General features: G+C 54.1%; 17 protein-coding genes and 1 tRNA gene. 9 read left to right on the top strand and 9 right to left on the bottom strand.

Annotated features, from left to right (window positions below):
• Window positions 1-60 precede the first annotated feature (60 nt).
• From AOB54_03920 to cutA, 3 genes are all read right to left on the bottom strand, one after another.
• Complete coding sequence (locus AOB54_03920; GenBank protein ID WVN42533.1) at window positions 61-453, bottom strand: sulfur transferase domain-containing protein; 393 nt, start codon at window positions 451-453, stop codon at window positions 61-63.
• A 46-nt stretch (window positions 454-499) separates the two neighbouring features.
• Window positions 500-1,501, bottom strand: a complete 1,002-nt coding sequence (locus AOB54_03925) for a tripartite tricarboxylate transporter substrate binding protein (protein WVN42534.1) — start codon at window positions 1,499-1,501, stop codon at window positions 500-502.
• A gap of 268 nt (window positions 1,502-1,769) precedes the next feature.
• On the bottom strand, window positions 1,770-2,087 hold the full coding sequence (gene cutA / locus AOB54_03930) for a divalent-cation tolerance protein CutA (protein ID WVN42535.1): 318 nt from the start codon (window positions 2,085-2,087) through the stop codon (window positions 1,770-1,772).
• Window positions 2,088-2,170: 83 nt separating this feature from the next.
• Here cutA and AOB54_03935 point away from each other — a divergent pair, with 83 nt between their 5' ends.
• Window positions 2,171-2,680 carry a TlpA disulfide reductase family protein gene (locus AOB54_03935; protein WVN42536.1) on the top strand — a complete coding sequence of 170 codons (510 nt, stop codon included), beginning with the start codon at window positions 2,171-2,173 and terminating at the stop codon, window positions 2,678-2,680.
• A gap of 53 nt (window positions 2,681-2,733) precedes the next feature.
• On the opposite strand, the gene AOB54_03940 is transcribed toward AOB54_03935, so the two are convergent.
• On the bottom strand, window positions 2,734-4,857 hold the full coding sequence (locus tag AOB54_03940; protein WVN42537.1) for a TonB-dependent receptor: 2,124 nt from the start codon (window positions 4,855-4,857) through the stop codon (window positions 2,734-2,736).
• 213 nt (window positions 4,858-5,070) lie between these two features.
• On the opposite strand from AOB54_03940, the gene AOB54_03945 reads away from it, so the two are divergent.
• Genes AOB54_03945 through AOB54_03955 form a run of 3 tightly spaced genes read left to right on the top strand, consistent with a single transcriptional unit; the run spans window position 5,071 to window position 8,227 of the window.
• Window positions 5,071-6,282, top strand: coding sequence for an efflux RND transporter periplasmic adaptor subunit (locus AOB54_03945; GenBank protein WVN42538.1), 1,212 nt, complete (start codon window positions 5,071-5,073; stop codon window positions 6,280-6,282).
• A gap of 2 nt (window positions 6,283-6,284) precedes the next feature.
• Window positions 6,285-7,007, top strand: a complete 723-nt coding sequence (locus AOB54_03950) for an ABC transporter ATP-binding protein (protein ID WVN42539.1) — start codon at window positions 6,285-6,287, stop codon at window positions 7,005-7,007.
• Window positions 7,004-8,227, top strand: a complete 1,224-nt coding sequence (locus tag AOB54_03955) for an ABC transporter permease (protein ID WVN42540.1) — start codon at window positions 7,004-7,006, stop codon at window positions 8,225-8,227. Before AOB54_03950 ends, AOB54_03955 begins: the two co-directional genes overlap by 4 nt.
• Before the next feature lie 28 nt (window positions 8,228-8,255).
• On the opposite strand, the gene AOB54_03960 is transcribed toward AOB54_03955, so the two are convergent.
• Together AOB54_03960 and AOB54_03965 are read right to left on the bottom strand one after the other, a co-directional pair.
• Window positions 8,256-8,858: a GNAT family protein gene (locus tag AOB54_03960; GenBank protein WVN42541.1), complete on the bottom strand. Its 603-nt coding sequence runs from the start codon at window positions 8,856-8,858 to the stop codon at window positions 8,256-8,258.
• A gap of 51 nt (window positions 8,859-8,909) precedes the next feature.
• Window positions 8,910-9,107 (bottom strand): hypothetical protein, encoded by a 198-nt coding sequence (locus AOB54_03965; protein ID WVN42542.1) that lies wholly within the window; start codon window positions 9,105-9,107, stop codon window positions 8,910-8,912.
• A 162-nt stretch (window positions 9,108-9,269) separates the two neighbouring features.
• Here AOB54_03965 and AOB54_03970 point away from each other — a divergent pair, with 162 nt between their 5' ends.
• Both AOB54_03970 and AOB54_03975 read left to right on the top strand, forming a co-directional pair.
• Window positions 9,270-9,602, top strand: coding sequence for a BrnT family toxin (locus tag AOB54_03970; GenBank protein ID WVN42543.1), 333 nt, complete (start codon window positions 9,270-9,272; stop codon window positions 9,600-9,602).
• Window positions 9,595-9,888 (top strand): BrnA antitoxin family protein, encoded by a 294-nt coding sequence (locus AOB54_03975; protein WVN42544.1) that lies wholly within the window; start codon window positions 9,595-9,597, stop codon window positions 9,886-9,888. The genes AOB54_03970 and AOB54_03975 overlap by 8 nt, the downstream gene beginning before the upstream one ends.
• Before the next feature lie 101 nt (window positions 9,889-9,989).
• On the opposite strand, the gene AOB54_03980 is transcribed toward AOB54_03975, so the two are convergent.
• The 3 genes from AOB54_03980 to AOB54_03990 form a co-directional block, all read right to left on the bottom strand.
• Window positions 9,990-10,066 (bottom strand) — tRNA-Arg (locus AOB54_03980).
• Window positions 10,067-10,127: 61 nt separating this feature from the next.
• Entirely contained in the window at window positions 10,128-10,778 is a 651-nt protein-coding gene (locus AOB54_03985) for a response regulator transcription factor (protein ID WVN42545.1), read from the bottom strand.
• Window positions 10,775-13,174 carry a PAS domain S-box protein gene (locus tag AOB54_03990; protein ID WVN42546.1) on the bottom strand — a complete coding sequence of 800 codons (2,400 nt, stop codon included), beginning with the start codon at window positions 13,172-13,174 and terminating at the stop codon, window positions 10,775-10,777. The genes AOB54_03985 and AOB54_03990 overlap by 4 nt, the downstream gene beginning before the upstream one ends.
• A 146-nt stretch (window positions 13,175-13,320) precedes the next feature.
• Here AOB54_03990 and aceE point away from each other — a divergent pair, with 146 nt between their 5' ends.
• The 3 genes from aceE to lpdA are packed head-to-tail and all read left to right on the top strand — an operon-like array spanning window position 13,321 to window position 19,313.
• Entirely contained in the window at window positions 13,321-15,999 is a 2,679-nt protein-coding gene (gene aceE, locus AOB54_03995) for a pyruvate dehydrogenase (acetyl-transferring), homodimeric type (GenBank protein WVN42547.1), read from the top strand.
• A 27-nt stretch (window positions 16,000-16,026) separates the two neighbouring features.
• Window positions 16,027-17,424, top strand: coding sequence for a dihydrolipoyllysine-residue acetyltransferase (locus AOB54_04000; GenBank protein WVN42548.1), 1,398 nt, complete (start codon window positions 16,027-16,029; stop codon window positions 17,422-17,424).
• 17 nt (window positions 17,425-17,441) lie between these two features.
• Complete coding sequence (gene lpdA / locus AOB54_04005; GenBank protein WVN42549.1) at window positions 17,442-19,313, top strand: dihydrolipoyl dehydrogenase; 1,872 nt, start codon at window positions 17,442-17,444, stop codon at window positions 19,311-19,313.
• The last annotated feature ends 29 nt before the right edge of the window (window positions 19,314-19,342 follow it).

Here is a 19,342-nt window from a genome sequence, read left to right on the forward strand (position 1 = left end):
GCTGGGGTTTTTTGTTGTCGTAAGGCTTTTTGATAGGTGGTTGGTGATCGACAAGGATGGTCAGCCGAAACTTTCCGGGTGATATAGATCAAGTAGCGCTTCGCCTGCCTGGATTAGCCTTGTGGAGCGACGGCCAGTGCGACAGTAGACCAAAACAGGCTTTGGTGCTCGGTCAATGTATTCACGCATGTCTCTAACCTGCTGCTCGGTGTGTTCTCCTGAGCCAACCGGAAAGTATGTAAAGGTCAGTCCGTGCCGGGCGCAGGCCAGGGCAATATCGCGGTGCGGCGTTTGCCCATCCCCGTTTTCTTCATCGGGGCGATTGCAGATGATGGATCGGTATCCGAGCTCAGCGGCAATTTGAACGTGGGCAACGTTGATTTGTGCGGCAATCGAGATCTCATCACTCGCCGGTTCGCCATGCGCAATGAGTGGAAGTTCATGAATCGTCATTGGAAACTCCTGTGTGCGGATAGGATTGACTTCGGCTTAGCGACACTTAGTTCTGCTGAAGCTTGCGTGCTGTAACCACTTTTCGCCAGCGCTCGTATTCGGCCGCAATTTCTTTTGCAAAATCTGCGGGCGTATTGCCGACAGCCGTCATGCCAAGTTGTCCTAACCGTTCTTTCACTTCTGTGTCATTGAGGGCTTTCGCCGTGTCAGCGTAAATCTTGTCAATCACCGATTTAGGTGTGCCAGCAGGCACCATAAAGCCAAACCAGCCTGCGTTTTCAAAATTGGTCAAGCCAGCTTCGTGTAAGGTCGGAACATTGGGTAGCTGGGGTGAGCGGGTTTTGCTGGTCACACCTAACGGACGCACGCGACCCGCATCAATATGCGCCTTGGCGCCCGCAATGTTGCCAACGACGAATTGCACTTGTCCACCCGCTAAGTCTGTATACGACGCGGCTTCGCCTTTATAGGGAACATGCTGAGCGTCGATGCCAGCCGCATAGACAAACGATTCGGCGGCCATATGCACTTGGCTGCCGACACCAGCGGACCCAAAGTTAAGTTGGCTAGGGTTCTTTTTTGCAAGAGCGATAAACTCTTTTAGCGTCTGAGCAGGCACGGCGTTATTGACGACCAGTACTTGTGGGCCGCTTGCCAAATTGGTCACGGGCAGCAGGTCAGCTCGCGCATCGAATGGCATGGTTTTATAGACGTGCGGATTAACCGTCACAATGCTGCCCGATGTCACCAATATGGTGTACCCATCACCAGCCGATTTGGCGACTGCGTCTGCGCCGATATTGCCACCTGCGCCCGCACGATTTTCCACAACGACTGATTGGCCCCAGATACCGGAGAGCTTTTGGGCGACCAAACGCGCCACGATGTCTGTGGCGCCGCCAGTGACAAACGGTACAACGAGCTTGACGGGTTTGTTCGGATACCCCTGAGCGAAAGACTCTTGTGGGTTAACGAGCGTGGCTAAAGCAATGGTGATGACGGCGGATAGAAACCCACGCCGGACTAGTTTTGATGTGTGGTTTTGCATAAGAAATCCCTCAGATTTGTTAACACAACGATGATCTTTCTTTAAGAGAGATCAAAGCGTGTTTGTTTGGTGCTATTCGAAGCAGAGAGGAACTCTAACTGCAAGCAAGTCCAGAAAGTCTTATTTTTTTCTGAAATAAATATTCAGAAAAATGCTATCGCTTTATTAATGCGTGTCACGCTAAGGTTGATGGCTGACACAAATGATGTTTATTCTTAGTCGCTGACCTGCGGGCTGCTACACCGTGTTTGAGGGAAGAAGGTGCTGATCACGTTGTTTCCTTGTGGACCCAGTTCAGATACTTTTCTAGCCCATCAGCAATTGGCAGGCAGAGAAGCTCTGGCGTGTCGTAGGGGTGGTGAGTGCTGATAAATGACTTAAGCGATTCGACCTGGGCGCTGGTGGTTTTGATAAGTAGCAAAAATTCTGCCGATGTCTCTAACTTTTCTTCCCACCAATACATTGACTCCACGCCGGGCAGGGTACTGACACAAGCCGCCAATTTGGCCTGCAGCAGTCCTTGGGCCAGAGATTTCGCGGTTGCCGCATCGGGCGCAGTGGTCAAACAAAGCATGACGTGATTCATGGGGCAGGCCTATAATTTTTGGTCGGTGCCAGGAAAGGATGCACTGACCGTAATCATAGACTTCAAAATACGTGGCGGGATAAATGGCACAGCTTCAATCGTTTTCTTGGTTTCGCCGGGCAACCGTGGTGGCGGCCTTATCGCTTGCTTTGCCGCTGCCGGTGATGTCACAGGCGATTTGGAAAGTCGGTGACCGGGTAAGCCTGCCACCACTGGAGCTGCTAGATGGTCAGTCCGTCGACTGGGCGAAGCTTTCTGGGAAGGTGATTGTGTTGGAGTTCTGGGGTACTTGGTGTCCATTCTGTGCCCGGCAAAACCCAGTGCTGGATAAGTTCTACCGGGACTATCAGACCAAGGGGTTAGAGGTCATCACCATTAGTTTGGATAAAACTAAGGATGCGGCGAGCGCTTATATGAAAAAGGGCGGCTATGCCTTTAAGGCTGGCATGGCCACACCTGCATGGCAGGCGATTTACAAACAGCGCCGTGGCCTGCCGCAGTTGATGGTGATTGATCGCAGCGGCAAGCTCGTCATGATCGAAGTCCGCGAGATGCTGGAAGACGACATTCGCGACATCGCCAAGTTTTTGTGAAAACGTTTGGTGGGGGTCCCGCGCTAGGCGCTGCAAGGCGCGGGTCCCCTACATCACATCTGAACGGTGTACTTCAGGCCAAGTAGCCAGTTGCGTGGGGCGCCGGGTTCGTAATAAAACTTGTTTTCCCGATCTGAGATAACTGAACCAACATATTTCGTATCAGCTATGTTGTCCAGCCTGGCTATAAAACCCAAGGTTCCTGCGCCTATTTTGATATGGTGAGATGCCTTGAGATTAAGTAATTCGTAAGAGTCCGCTTGCGTATCAATATTTGAAGAGTCTACCCATGTTTTTCCAGTGGCGGCAATTTCAATTCCTGCCTCTGAGAACGCTGAGTTCGGTTTGCTGGTCCAGCCTATAGATCGCCAAGTTAAATCGCCAAAGATTCGATATTTTGGGATGCCCGGCATATTTTTGCCGTCTTGGACGCGACTGCTTGATGCGCTGCCGTTACTTGTGTATTCCGCGTCAATCGCTGTGTATGCGAGACGTAAAACTATCGATTTGGAAAGAAGAGCTAGTGCGCTAATTTCGACGCCTTGGCGGAACGTGTCTGCATTTTGCCAAGTAGAGCCTGAGGTACTTACAGAGTCGGGAACGATGTCGTCCTTGGTTTTTGCTGCAAATAAAGCGCCATCTATCTTGGTTGAGGCTGTCGGACGCCATTTGAACCCAATTTCTATTTGATTACTTTTGGCTGGGTCAATTGCCGAATAGAATTTGTTTGCAGATGAGCCGCCAGGCGGTGAATAAAGCACTTCGTTTAAAGTGGGTGTCTCGAATCCGCGACCATACTGTACGTAGGTGTTGAGACTTGATGAGTGGTGGCGGGTTAGTCCAAGTACAGGAGAAATGCCTGTGTAGGTTTTTCGACCAGAGCTGTCAGGGTTAGAACCCGATACCGGAAATTGATCCTCTACTTTTAACGTCACTCTTGACAGGCGTGCGCCCAGTAATCCGGTGTACTTTTCATTAAAAAACCACTGAGACTGAACAAAGGCATCTGTGTTGTACGCGATGTTGTCTTCGTCGCGCCCTAAGTCACCTGTTGGTATCCCGGCAACGTTTTGTTTTGCGGTCCTCTTGTCGATGACATAATCTAGATCGATCCCGCCTGTGTATTGAACCGGAATGCCATTGAAGGCGTCACGTCGAGTTAAGGATGTGGCTGCGCCATAGAAGGTTCGCTCGATCATTGAATAACCGGTCCGATTAATCGTGCCGCTGGTGCAATTTGTAAAGTTTGGGCACGACAGTGGATTGTCCAAATTTCGTACGCCAAAGTAGGCTCGGTAGTCTAGTTGGCTGTTTGAGTTTAGTTTTCGATCGCCGCTTACGCCCAGCATGCCTTGAGTAAACTGCTTGCCAAATTTTTGGTTGATGTTGTCTGATCTCGCTTGGTGCGGGTTTGATGCGTACTCATCTGCAGTTAACGACCCCGGCTCCTCCGAATCATTTTTCAGAATATTCGCAACAAACGTCGTCTTGCCATGCTCGGTGACATGTTCGAGCTTGCTGTTGAAGTGGTCCCGTCGGGCCTTGCTGTAATCCCGAAAGCCATCGCTACTCATGTATGCGTAGTCGACGACCAATCCATATGGGCCCTTTTTCTCCGAGTACTGCAGGCTGGACCGATACAGATCATCGCTTCCCGCATAGCCCACCGCTGAAAACTCAGGTTTGTCCCCCGCACTGCGTGTAAAGACCTGCACCACGCCACCGGCTGCGTTTCCGTAAAGAAGCGAGACGGGTCCTTTCAGGACCTCGATCCGGTCTGCCGAAGTCAATGCAAACTGGGACGACTGGCCCTGGCCATCGGGCAGAGTCTGGGGAATACCGTCGATCAGCAGCCGCACGCCACGCACACCAAATGGGGCCCGTGAACCAAATCCACGGATGGAGACCTGCAGGTCCTGGGAATAGTTATTCCGGTTGGCCACATTGATACCCGGCACACCGGCCAACGCCTCGCTGATATTGATCTGGGGGCCTGCGGACTCAATCACATCCCGATTCACGGACTGAATGGAGCCGGGGGCGTCGAAGCTGGCCTGTTCGGTCCGGCTGGCAGAGACCACCACCGCATCCAGGGTCTGACTATTGCCGGGCAGGGCGATTGCAAAAAGGATTGCTGCGGCGAGCTTGGAGATCCTGGGGGAGGGACTTTTTTTCATTTTTCTATTGTCTGAATAGCGAAAAGCGGGGTGGTTCCGAAAAAATACGCCTCGTTTCCTGGGGAACGAAGGCGCGATTGACGACTCCAATCTAGTTCCGACATTACATTGGTTTGATATATATCAAGGCTATACGCGGCGCAGCAAAAAAAGTGGCTAAGTCCTTGAAATTAGGGAAAGTCCGGGTGCGTTGCGATGCGGCATACTTCACACATGGCACTTCCTTCTTTTGTTTCTAAAAAATCTCTCGCAGTCGGTTCGGTTCTTATCGGGTTGGTCGTTGTGGCCGCTTGGTTGTGGTCCGGTAATCAGGCTGAGGAGCCCAAGTGGGTGACTGCGTCGGTGGACCGCGGGGCGATCGTTCAGCGGGTGTCCGCCAATGGCACGCTCAATCCAGTGGAGCTGGTCAACGTGGGTACCCAGATCTCGGGCACGGTGATTAATCTGCACACAGACTTTAATCAGCCCGTGAAGGCTGGGCAGCTGCTTGCTGAGTTGGATCCGGCGATCCTGGAGGCCCAGATTCGGCAGACCGAGGCAAATTTGGCTTCGGCCAGGGCTACATTGAATAACGCAGAGCTTTCACTGAAGCGAAACGAGAATCTGAAAGCCAAGGGTTTTATTTCAGATGGAGCGCTAGATGGCCTGCGAAAAGATGTAGAAACCGCCCGGGCCCAAGTTATGCAGATCGAAGCTCAGCTCTCTCGTGACAAGACCAATCTGGGCTACAGCAAAATTAAGTCGCCGATCAACGGCATTGTGGTGAACCGTGGGATTGATGTTGGCCAGACCGTAGCGGCAAGTTTTCAAACCCCGACGCTCTTTCAGATCGCGCGAGATCTACGCCGCATGCAGATTGATACCTCGGTTGCCGAGGCAGACGTTGGCGCCATACAAACGGGTCAGCCCGTTCGCTTTACGGTAGACGCGTTTCGGGATCAGGAATTTAATGCCAAGGTGCGAATGGTCCGATTGAATCCAACCACCGTTCAAAACGTCGTGACCTACAACGTTGTCATAGATGTCGATAACAAAGACGGTACCTTGTTGCCTGGCATGACCGCTCAGGTGGCGGTTGTAACAAACAAAAAAGACGATGTCTTGCGTGTCCCATCGGCGGCTCTGCGTTTTCGTCCGCCCGAGCAAGCGACTCCCACAAATGGTGGCGCGCCAGAAAAAGCTGCTGACAAAAACGGCTCTGCCAAATCCGGCAAGGGGAAGGGGTCGCGTGCGGGCACTGCTCCCACCGTTTATCTGGCCGGGCCAGACGGAGCGCTTCAGCCCAAAGAGATCAAAATTGGCATTACTGATGGCCGGTTTACGGAAGTGATTGAGGGTCTGAGCGAGGGTGAGGCTGTGGTGACCCGTGCGGCGCCAACATCGAAATCCAGTCAGACGAGCGGTTTCCGTTTCCGCATGTTCTGAGCATGGCAGCACCGCTCATTCGGCTTGTCGATATTCACAAGCAGTACGAAACACCGGGTGCGCCTGCGGTACCGGTTTTGCACGGCATTTCTTTTGAGATTCGTCAGGGCGAGTTTGTTTGTTTAATGGGTCAGTCGGGCTCGGGCAAATCGACTTTGATGAATATTCTGGGCTGCTTAGATGCGCCCACCAGTGGCGAGTATTTTCTGGATGGCCAGCTAGTGAGTGGGCTCTTGCCAGACGAATTGGCAGCGATCCGCAATAAAAAACTCGGCTTCGTCTTTCAGGGGTTCAATTTACTGAAGCGTATGACTGTCTTGGATAACGTGGCGCTGCCCTTGATCTATGCCGGCAAGCCACGCGCAGAGGCCCGGCTGCTTGCCCAGGAGAAGTTAGATTTAACGGGCTTGGGTGGGTTTTCGGAGCGGCTTCCGAATCAGTTGTCGGGCGGTCAGCAACAGCGTGTGGCAATCGCCCGGGCGTTGGTCATGAACCCGCCGGTATTGCTGGCCGACGAACCCACGGGCAACTTAGACACCGCCACTTCCAACGAGATCATGACGCTGATCCAACGACTGAATAAAGAGCAGGGGATCACGGTCATTTTGGTGACGCACGAGCCGAATATTGCAGAATTTGGTGCCCGGCTGGTGCGATTAAAAGACGGTCGGGTTGTGTTTGACGGTGATGTGCGTGCCGGTCTTGAACGGCGGAGTGCGGCATGAAGGCACCACAGGTTTTAGAGGAAGCGTTTCGGGCCCTGTCCACCAATCGCATGCGCACATCGCTCACCATGCTGGGCGTGATTATTGGTGTCTGTGCGGTGGTGGTGATGTTGGCCGTGGGTCGCGGCACTCAGGCTCTGGTGAACCAGAGTATCAGCACCATGGGCAGCAATCTTTTGGTGGTATTCCCCGGCTCTCAAACCTCTGGTGGTGTTCGATTCGGGGCAGGCGCTGCACAAACGCTAACGCTTGCCGATGCCCAGGCGATGGAGTCGGTTCCTGGGGTGCAGCGTGTTGCACCAATCGTGATGCGGACTTTTCAAGTGGCCTATGCCGGTAATAACTGGAGCACGATGGTCACCGGTATTACGCCGGAATACTTTCCGCTGCGCTCTTGGGATCCTGAAGAGGGTGATTTTTTCGCCGATAACGATTTACGCTCTTATGCGCGGGTGGCAGTCATTGGGCAAACCACGGCCCGGCAGTTATTTGGTGATGACACGGCCATTGGTAAAACCATCCGGATTCGAAACATTCCCTTCACGGTGATTGGGATACTCACCAAAAAAGGGCAAAGCCTTGATGGCCGTGATCAAGACGACGCTGTGTTTATTCCGCTAACGACGGCAAGGCAGCAGTTGATTCGGAGCAGCTTTCCGGGGAGTGTAGGCATAATTTTTGTGCAAGCCACATCGGCAGACACAATGCCTCAGGCGGAGATTGAGCTCAACGATTTATTAAAAGTCCGACATCGCATTGCGCCGGGTCAAGATAGCGACTTCACCATTCGTAACCTAACCGCTATCGCAGAGACGGCAGCAATCGCCGCGGGCGCCATGGCGGTCTTGCTGGGCGCAATTGCTGGTGTCTCGTTATTGGTGGGCGGGATTGGGATCATGAACATCATGCTGGTCAGTGTTACCGAGCGAACCCGAGAAATTGGCATACGGATGGCAATTGGTGCCCGGCAAAAAGATATCCTGCGGCAATTTCTAATCGAGGCCATCACGATCTGTTTGGTGGGCGGTCTGGTGGGCACCCTGTTGGGCGTGCTGGGCGCCTGGGCGATTGCGTCTTTTTCTGGGTTGCTCGTTGAAATTTCTATGTCGTCGATTGCGATCGCCTTTGGTTTCTCGGCAGCCATTGGCGTGTTTTTTGGCTGGTACCCTGCCGCGAAAGCATCCAAATTGAAGCCGGTAGAAGCGCTTCGGATCGAATAATCGTCTCGGCCACTGTCAGGCTCGGGGTTTAACGGGCTTTTTCCAGTTGGTAGGTGAGGTGGGCCCGCACCGCTGGAAACTCGCTTGCCAAAATACTGTAAACACAGGTGTCTCGCATGCTACCCATGGCATCGGGGTGTCGGTTGACCTGGTGGTTGCGCAAAACACCGTCAAGCTTTGCGCCAAGTCGTTCAATGCCTTGTCTGCTCTGAAAATTAAAGAAATGCGTTCTAAATTCGACAGCAATGCAATTTAGCGTGTCAAAGGCATGCTGAAGTAACATCAATTTGCACTCGGTGTTTACTGCTGTTCGCTGTACTGACCTGCGATACCAGGTCGACCCAATTTCGACGCGTCGGTTCTCTTCGTCAATATTCATGTAGGTGGTCATGCCGACTGGCTTGCCGTTTGCACCAAGTACACAAAATGGGTTCATGGAGCCCGCCCGTTGCAGGTCCAAACGCCGGTTAATCTCTTTGGCCATGCCCTCTGGCGATGGAATACTGGTGTACCAGTGTTTCCAAAGTTCGCCGTCACGTGTGGCCTCACAAAGCCCGTCGTGGTGGTTCATGGCAAGTGGCACCAGGCTGGCATGCTTGCCTTGGAGGGTGATCGAGTCTGTGAATTTCATGGCAGATCTAGTGGTTGGGCAGGTTTGTGATTGAACCAGCGTGCGTTTGGCTTAATTTTGCAGAACTGCAAACACGCCGAGTAGTGCGATGAGTACATAAAACGTACCGAAAATCATCACGTTCTGACGGATCTCAGTTTTGGCGACTTTCTTCTTGCTTTTCAGGTAGGCGATATAGATGACGGGCGACAGAAGAATCACCGAATAGTAAAGGCCGATCTCAATCAAGGGGAGCGTCTTGTCTTGCATCTTTTCATTAAACCAGGGCGCAATGCGGTGAGCAAACAGACGTGGGCGGGAAGGCTAGCAAAGTCATGCGCGTCATTGCGAGCTGCCGCTTGGGCCGCGTTGCAATCCATAGGCTATTTGGCTGATTTTCAGGTGGGTGAGTCTTCGTAAAGATGCAGGGTCTTGACAGCCCTATTTTTTGCATCTACATTAATTGTGTCCAAAAACCTCTATTCGTGGGACGAGTCGAAGCGTGTGGCCAACCTTAAAAAGCACGGCTTGGATTTTGCGAGCGCATCGCTTGTGTTGGAAAGCGAGTATCGGCTTGATGTTTTAAGCGAACGTAATGGTGAGTCGCGCATTCAATCATTTGCTTATGTGTTTGAGCATTTGACGGTGTTAACCGTGGTTCATTTCGATGGGCAAAGCATCCAGATCATCAGTTTTAGGAATGCAAGTAGCGAAGAAAGGGAGACCTATCATGAGTGGCTCGAAAAAGACTTTGACCGTGCGTGAAAAAATTCTTGTGGCTACCCGAAAGCCACCTGCCACCGGTGATTACGTTTGGGATGGTAAAGACGAATCAGATCGCCCTCTCTCGCGCGCTGAGATGCTTAAGGGTATTGAAGATTTTAAGCGCACAAGAGGGCGACCAGCGGGCTCTGGAAAGAAAGAGCAGGTAGCCATACGTTTTGATCGCGATGTACTCGATGCTTTTCGTGCGCATGGCCCCGGTTGGCAAACACGCATGAACAATGCGCTTCGCGATTGGCTCAAACGACATTCGCCAGCAAAGCTTTAGTTATCACGACCAGCGTCGGCGCTAGCCCGTCGTGTATCGATCGGCGTCACTACCCCAAAAAGAAAAAGGGATCTGATTTCTCAGACCCCTTTTGGTGTTTTTGGCGCGGCTGGCAGGAATTGAACCCACGACCCCCTGGTTCGTAGCCAGGTACTCTATCCATCTGAGCTACAGCCGCGCGGCAAGGCGCGAATTATAGCACCATCCGCCCCTGTTTTCTCCTGCTCGGCCGCAGCGCCTTATCCCTGGCGGGCGGCCAGGGCGGTCTTCATCAGGTCGGCCATGGTCCGGGCTTCAATCTTGTCCATGATGTTGGCCCGGTGGGCTTCCACCGTCTTAATGCTGATATCCAGGTCGTCGGCGATCTGTTTATTGAGTCGGCCAGCCACAATCCGGTCCAGCACCTGTTCTTCGCGCGGCGTTAGGCGTGAGAGCAGCTCTTGGGCGCGCTTGGCCAGCACACCCTTGGAGCCTTCGTCTCGCACCTTTTGAAAGGCGCTGGCAACGCGCATACAGAGCTGCTCATCGTTAAACGGCTTTTCCAGAAAATCGACGGCACCTTTTTTCATGCTGGCTACCGCCATTGGCACGGAGCCGTGGCCGGTAATGAAAATCAGCGGCAGCTGGATATTGCGGCGAAGGAGTTCGTCATGGAGTTCGGTGCCCGACATGCCGGGCATACGCACGTCTGCGATCAGGCAGCCGCTGACTGGGCCAGTGGTGCCAGGGGGCAGCGAGTTCAGAAACCGTTCGGCACTATCAAAGGACGAGACCTGAAAGCCTTGGCCTTCGAGCAGCCATCGCAGAGAGTCGCGAACGGCCTCGTCATCATCCACAACATAGACAATTTCAGCGTTTTGCGAGCGAAATGCGCTTGCGTTTGCATTCATGTGTTCGGTGCCTCCGATTGCGTCAATTGGGTTTCGGGCGGGGTTGCCGCTGATACCGGTAATGTAAACCGAAACGTGCACCCCCCCTCGGGATTGTTCTCAAACCATAGCCGGCCATGGTGGGACTCAATGATGGAGCGGCAGATATTTAGGCCCATGCCCATGCCATCGTCTTTGGTGGTGTAAAACGAGTCAAACAGCATGCCACTGATGGAGCTTGGCACCCCATGGCCACGGTCTTTCACCGAGAACATGACTTGGTGGCCGTCGTGGGTCACGCTGACCACTAGCGTGCGCTCCTGGCTGTCTTTCATAGCCTCCAGGCCATTTTTCAATAAGTTCATCAGCACCTGCTCAATCAAAATGCCATCGACATTGAGCTTGGGAAGATTGGGTTCAATTTCCTGGGCAATCTGAAGTCCCCGCTCACGGGCGTCAATCTCTGCCAGTACCAGGGCATCGGCCAAGATCGTGGTGGCCTCGATCTCTTTTCGAATGGGGTCGCTGCGTTTTACAAAACCCCGGATTCGCCGAATCACTTGACCGGCGCGCTCCGCCTGTCGGGCCGTTTTCGAAAGCATGTCGATTAGGTCGTCGCTGGGCACCTGCTCGCCGCGGGCAGCGGCAGCGCGAACACGGGATGTTGCCCCTGATGTGTAATTCGCAATGGCCGTCAGCGGTTGGTTTAATTCATGGGCCAAAGAAGAGGCCATCTCACCCATGGTGATCAATCGCGCGGTTTGCTGGATGCGATTGTGCTGCTCTCTCTGGGCCTGCTCGGTCGCGCGCTCTTGGGTAATGTCGGTGGCCACCATCAGCTCAACGTCACGCCCATCCACCCACTGTATGTTACGAACTCGCACCTCAAACCAACGTTGGACCGCTGGACTATAGACCTCTTTCACGTCGAACCACGGACCGCGTGCGCCTGCGCAAAGGTCGCGATGCCCATTGACCAAAGAATTCCCAAACCATTTCTTGTAGGCCTGGTTGGCAAAAAGAAGTTCGTCTTGTGGAGAAGGGGTTGCTACGGATACCGCTGCATCAAGTGCCTGCAGCACCGTGATGAAACGCTCCTGGGCCTGGGCCAGTTCCTGTCGAATACGATTTTGCTCGCTGATGTCTGTCACCGATGTCATCCAGCCGGTCTGCTTGCCATTTTGGTCAATGAGTGGCGATGTATACATGCGCACAGTTAGCCGAGTGCCATCTTTGCGCATGATGAGCAGGGGCTGCGCCGAAGGAGGTATCGCGCCCGAGAGCATGCCTTGCAGGTTTTGGGTGAGCTGCTGCTGAGACTCGGGTGGCCAATAGGGATAGGGCGGAGCGCAGCCAGTTAATTCGCTGTTGGTGAAACCGACCATGCGGCAAAACGCTGGGTTGACATAAGTGATCACGCCAGTGAGATCGATCACGCGCATGCCGGTCGACATGGAATTTTCCATGGCCCGCCGAAAGGCAGTCTCTTCGGCAAGCTCGCGTTCCACACCAAGCCGTCGCCGGGTATTGCGCCAGATCTGAATTTGTCCAATGACTGCGAGTGTGATTAGTCCTGCAATCAGCGTGATCACAATATCGTTAAACGGTGAGCTGACCGGCAACAGGTTGTAACCACGCAGTTTGATGGCGCGTGACAGTGGATCCAGGCTTACTTCATGAAACGATTTGCCAGAAAAAACTGCTGTTGCTCGGGTCTGAGCAACGAAGTCTCCATTTGGGTCCACCAGGCTAAAGGCAAGTCGGTTACTGACATCGGCCGGCAAAGAACCCAAGAGCACTGCAGGAAGGGAATAAGTGGCCACCAGAGTGCCCTGCGGCGTGTCATCGATCAAAAGCGGGATATGCAAATCCACTTCCACATCACCTTCACGCCGCTGCATTGCCGAGGAGTAGCTGGGCTGCTTTAGGTTGATGGCGTTTGCATAGGCATCAAGGCTGGCGCTCCGGGCGAGTTTGCTGCCGACGCTACCGAAGCTCTGCCTTGGCCAGCGAGCCGAGGTGTATACCCCCCGAATAATCTGGTCTTGATCAACCCAGGCGAGATAAGACACTTCGGGGTTCTTGCTCAAGAAACCAATGGATAGACGACGTAACTCCGTGGCGGAAGGGGCAATAGCAAATGGCGTTGCAAGTTCGGATAGCTCGGTCTGATTCACCCGAAGCTTTTCCCGAATCGTGCGTTGCATGCTTTCAACGTCGCGCATCAGGGCTTGTTCGCGTTGGCTTTCTTCGCTGTCTGTGAGATACCAGATCGTCACGCCCATCAAAACGGCGAGTGCGATCATGGCCAGGACAGGTGTAATCAGCGCCCAGCGTTGTGCCCCCCTGGTCGGGATCTTTGCGTTGGTCTGGAAGTCGATGCGACGACGTCTGGGGTGGGCGGCGGGTTTTTCCATGAGGCGGGGCTTGTCTGGATGAGCAGAGTGTAGCTATTGATCAAATTTTTGTAATATGAAATGACGTGCCGCATCATGAAAAATTGCTTGCCAGAAATCTGGGGGCGTCGAACAATCACAAAAGTTAAAAAAATCAGGAGACTAGGATGGCAGAGCCACAACGTTTGGATATGGACGAAGTTGAGACTCGGGAATGGCTGGACTCACTCGAGGCCGTGATTGAGCGTGAAGGACCCGAGCGGGCTCAGTTTCTGTTGGAAACCCTGATCGACAAAACCCGTCGCACGGGCGGATTCATTCCATTTTCTGCCAACACTGCCTACGTCAATACCATTCCGGCGGCCCATGAAGAGTCATTCCCCGGCAACATGGAATATGAAGAGCGGCTGCGTTCATGGATGCGTTGGAATGCCATGGCCATGGTGGTTCGCGCCAATCGTGCCGATGGTGATCTTGGCGGCCATATCTCAAGCTTTCAATCGCTTGCCAACATGCTGGGTATTGGCTTTAACCATTTCTGGAAGGGCCCTGAGCATCCGCGTGGGCAGGATCTGCTGTTTATTCAGGGCCATTCATCGCCTGGTATCTATGCCCGGGCTTTTCTGGAAGGCCGTATCGGTGAAGAGCAACTGAACAATTTCCGTCGTGAAGTCGACGGTAAAGGACTGTCTAGCTATCCGCACCCCAAACTCATGCCAGATTTCTGGCAGTTCCCCACCGTGTCAATGGGCCTTGGCCCCTTGATGGCGATTTATCAGGCGCGTTTTTTAAAGTATCTGAATGCACGCGGCATCGCCGATACGGAAGAACGTAAGGTCTGGGCCTTTTTGGGCGACGGCGAAATGGACGAGCCCGAATCCATCGGCGCGATTAGTCTGGCTGCGCGCGAAAAGCTCGACAACTTGGTGTTCGTTGTGAACTGTAACTTGCAGCGTCTTGATGGCCCGGTGCGCGGCAACGGCAAGATCATTCAGGAATTGGAAAGTGAATTCCGTGGGTCTGGCTGGAATGTCATCAAGGTGATCTGGGGTTCCTATTGGGACCCGCTCTTGGCCAAAGACAAAGATGGTATTTTGCAAAAAGTCATGATGGAAACCGTTGACGGTGAATATCAGAACTGCAAGGCCAACGATGGTGCCTATGTACGCAAGCATTTCTTTGGCAAGCACCCCAAACTCTTAGAGATGGTCTCGCGCATGAGCGACGAAGACATCTGGCGCTTAAACCGTGGTGGCCATGATCCCCACAAAATTTACAGTGCGTTTTCGCGTGCTTCAAAGCACAAGGGGCAGCCCACAGTTATTTTGGTGAAGACCATCAAAGGCTATGGCATGGGTAAGGTCGCCGAGGGCAAGAACACGGCCCACCAGACCAAGAAGCTTGATGACCTGACCATCCATGAATTCCGTGATCGGTTTGGCATTCCAATCCCGCAAGACAAACTGCAAGATATTCCTTTCTATAAACCCTCGGAAGATCTGCCCGAGATGAAATATCTGCATGAGCGCCGCAAGGCCCTGGGCGGCTATCTGCCGCATCGTTTGGCAAAATCGACTGAAAAATTCAATGTGCCTGCGCTTACGGATCTGTTTGCCCCGGTGCTTGAGGCGACTGCCGAAGGCCGCGAGATCTCCACAACACAGGCCTATGTCCGCTGCCTGACGCAGCTGTTGCGCGACAAAGAGCTGGGCCCACGTCTGGTCCCAATTTTGGTGGACGAAGCGCGAACCTTTGGTATGGAGGGCTTATTCCGCCAGATTGGTATCTATTCGGTTGAGCCGCAGAAATATGAACCCGTCGATCGCGATCAGGTGATGTACTACCGTGAAGACATTAAGGGCCAGATTCTGCAAGAGGGCATCAATGAAGCCGGTGGTATGAGCTCTTGGATTGCTGCGGCAACCAGCTACTCGACCAATGACCGGATCATGATTCCGTTTTATACGTACTACTCGATGTTTGGTCTGCAGCGTGTTGGTGACCTGGCATGGGCCGCAGGCGACATGCGGGCCCGTGGTTTCTTAATGGCGGGTACTGCTGGCCGCACCACCTTAAATGGCGAGGGCTTGCAGCACGAAGATGGTCACAGTCATGTCTTGGCATCGGTCATTCCGAACTGTGTGGCCTATGACCCAACCTTTGCCCATGAAGTCGCAGTCATCATTCACTCAGGCCTAAAGCGTATGGTCGTTGATCAGGAAGATGTGTTTTTCTACATCACGATCATGAACGAGAACTATGCGCACCCCGGCCTCAAACCCGGAAGTGAAGCCGATCTGCTGCGTGGCATGTATCTGCTACAAGAAGGCGATAAGAAGTCCAAATTGCGTGTTCAGCTCTTGGGTAGTGGCACGATTTTGCGAGAAGTCATGATGGCGGCCGAGATGCTGCAGGCCGACTTCGGTGTTGCCGCTGACATTTGGAGTTGCCCAAGCTTTACGGAGCTGCGCCGCGATGGCATGGAGTGCGAGCGCTTCAATCTGCTGAACCCGACTGCCAAGCCCAAGGTGCCCTTTGTGACACAAAAGCTGGAAACGCACGAGGGACCTGTGGTTGCAGCAACCGATTACATGCGCATCTTCTCGGATCAGATTCGCCCGTATATGCCCCAGGGTCGCCGCTACATTGCCCTGGGTACGGACGGGTTTGGCCGCTCTGATACGCGTGCCAAGCTGCGCGAGTTCTTTGAAGTGGACCGTCGTTATGTTGCCGTTGCCGCACTGCGTGGGCTTGCCGACGAGGGCAAGATCAAGATGTCGGTGGTGGAAGAGGCCATCAAGAAATATGGCATCAATCCGAATCGGCCAAGCCCGATGTCGGTGTAACGCACGCGGCCAACAGGAGACAAAGACATGGCAACGATTGAACTGAAAGTCCCGGATATCGGTGACTTCAAAGAAGTAGAAGTAATCGAGGTGTTGGTCAAGGCGGGGGACACGCTGGCGGTTGAGCAGAGCGTGATCACGGTCGAGTCCGACAAGGCGTCGATGGAGATTCCTGCAAGCACCGCGGGCAAGATTGTGGAGATGAAGGTTAAGCTCGGTGACAAGGTGTCGGAAGGTTCCGTCTTGGCGATCATCGAAGCTGCGGGTGCGGCGTCCGTATCGGCTCCAGTGGCCGGGGCCAGTGCAGCCAAGGCTGAGTCCGCTGCACCAGCACCAACCACCGCCGTACAAGCGCCGGGCGTGGTAGCCAGTGGCGGTGCGGAAGCGGGGCAAGGCGAGGTAAGCGGAGCGTCGAGCCGAGCCCCGGTTTCGCAGGCGTCGACGCCTGCACAGGGATCCGCCCCAGCAGCATCTGTTGGCCCCGCCCATGTATCGCCTGTAGATGATGCCTTGGTGGTTAAACCCCACGCATCCCCGGCAGTGCGTGCATTTGCTCGCGAACTCGGTGTCGATCTTGCCAAGGTTCGTGGTTCTGGTCCGAAGCAGCGCATCTTGAAAGAAGATGTGCAGTCCTATGTGAAGGGTGTGCTTGTTAACGCCGCCGCACCCGCAGCTGCAGGGGATGGCGCAGGCCTTGGCCTGATTCCCTGGCCAAAGGTGGACTTTGCCAAGTTTGGTCCGATTGAGCCTAAGCCCTTATCAAGGATTAAGAAACTCTCAGGTGCGAACCTGCATCGCAACTGGGTCATGATTCCGCACGTCACCAACAACGACGAGGCTGACATCACTGATCTCGAAGCATTTCGTGTGTCTTTGAACAAGGAAAGCGACCAGACAGGCGTGAAGTACACCATGTTGGGCTTTTTGATTAAGGCAGTCGTTGCCGCACTCAAAAAGTATCCTGAGTTCAACGCGTCACTCGATGGTGATCAGCTGATTTACAAGCACTACTACCACATCGGTTTTGCGGCGGATACGCCCAACGGTCTGGTGGTCCCTGTGCTGAAAGACGCCGACAAAAAAGGCCTGTCTGAGATTGCGAAAGAGATGGCTGATCTGGCCAAGCGCGCCCGAGATGGCAAGCTCTCGCCAAGCGATATGCAGGGCGGCACCTTCTCTATTTCGTCTCTGGGCGGCATTGGTGGCACCCATTTCACGCCGATTATCAATGCGCCCGAAGTCGCAATTCTGGGCGTGTCGAAGTCGTATATGAAACCCGTCTGGAATGGCAAAGAGTTTGTGCCCCAGCTGACATTGCCGCTGTCGCTGTCGTATGACCATCGTGTGATTGATGGCGCCGCAGCAGCACGCTTTAACAATGTCTTGCGCACATTGTTGGGTGATTTTCGCCGCGCAGTCCTTTAATTTCTGGAGACAGTCACATGGCAGCTATTGAGCTTAAGGTCCCAGATATTGGGGATTTCAAAGAAGTGGAAGTCATTGAGGTCTTGGTCAAGGTGGGTGACCAGATTTCGGTGGAACAAAGTCTGATCACAGTGGAGTCCGACAAAGCATCAATGGAAATTCCTTCCTCGATGGCGGGAAAGATTGTTGAAATGAAAGTGAAACTCGGCGACAAGGTCTCCGAGGGCACGGTGTTGGCGATGGTGGAAGCAGCGGGGGCTTCTGCCGCCGCACCTGCGAGTGCTCCCACTGCGAAGGTGTCAGACACCGTGCCTAGTGCGCCCGCTGGTGACATTGCGGAACCGGGGCGAGGCGAGTCAAAAGCGGGGTCGAGCCGAGACCCGGTTTCGCTGGCACCAGCACCAGCGCCAAGCTCAGCCGCCCCCGCGCCATCAGCCGCCGCCAGCAACGCCCCCCGCCGTTTCGCAGGCACCGCTGACATCACCTGCGACATGATGGTCTTGGGTGCCGGCCCCGGTGGTTATTCCGCCGCATTCCGTGCTGCAGATCTGGGTATGAACACGGTTTTGGTGGAGCGTTACTCCACACTCGGTGGTGTCTGCTTAAACGTGGGCTGTATTCCATCCAAGGCACTCTTGCATGTCGCCGCCGTGATGGACGAGGCCAAAAACTTTGCATCCCATGGCGTGAGCTTCGGTGAACCCCAAGTTGATCTGGATAAATTGCGTGGCTGGAAATCACAGGTTGTGAATAAACTCACAACCGGCCTGGCCGGCATGGCCAAAGCCCGCAAGGTGCAAGTCATCAATGGCGTGGGCAAGTTCTTAGACGGTTATCACTTAGAAGTGACTGCCGAAGACGGCAGCAAAAAAGTGATTGGTTTTCAAAAGGCCATCATCGCTGCGGGTTCGGAAGCCGTAAAACTTCCGTTCTTGCCTGAAGACGAACGGATTGTCACTTCCACGGGTGCATTGAAATTAAAATTCCGGCCCAAACGCATGCTGGTCATTGGCGGCGGCATTATTGGTCTAGAGATGGCCACGGTGTATTCGACGCTCGGCGCAAAAATTGATGTGGTCGAAATGCTCGATGGTCTGATGCAGGGGGCAGACCGCGACCTGGTCAAGGTCTGGCAAAAATACAATGCCCATCGCTTCGATAAGATCATGTTGAAGTGCAAAACCGTTGGTGCCGAGGCCAAAGCCGATGGCATTCATGTGCGGTTCGAGGGCGAGGGCGCACCAGCAGAGCCCCAGGTCTATGACTTGGTGCTGCAGGCCGTTGGCCGCAGGCCCAATGGCGGTGCGATCGGCGCCGACCAAGCCGGTGTCAACGTGACCGATCGTGGGTTTATTGAAGTGGACGCCCAGATGCGCACCAACCAGCCCCACATCTTTGCCATTGGTGACTTAGTCGGCCAGCCCATGCTCGCGCATAAGGCCGTGCACGAGGGTCATGTGGCCGCCGAAGCCGCCTTTGGTGAAAAGTCCTTCTTCGATGCGCGGGTGATTCCATCAGTGGCGTATACCGATCCCGAAGTGGCCTGGGTGGGTGTGACCGAAGACGAGGCCAAGGCCAAGGGCATGACGATTGAAAAGGCGGTATTCCCCTGGGCGGCTTCTGGTCGGGCGATTGCCAATGGTCGGGATGAGGGCTTGACCAAGCTCATCGTTGACCCACAGAGCCACCGGGTCATTGGTGGGGCAATGGTGGGTACCCATGCGGGCGACATGATTGGCGAACTGGCCCTGGCCATTGAGATGGGCTGTGATCCCCACGATATTGGCAAGACCATTCACCCGCACCCAACCCTGGGCGAGTCGATCGGCATGGTGGCCGAGGTCTTCGCGGGCACTTGTACCGATCTGCCGCCCATGCGTAAGAAATAATCAGCATCACTGCTGTTATTCAAAGGCCG

The sequence above is a fragment of the beta proteobacterium MWH-UniP1 genome, assembly GCA_036362785.1.
Classification (GTDB): Bacteria; Pseudomonadota; Gammaproteobacteria; order Burkholderiales; family Burkholderiaceae_A; genus Lacustribacter.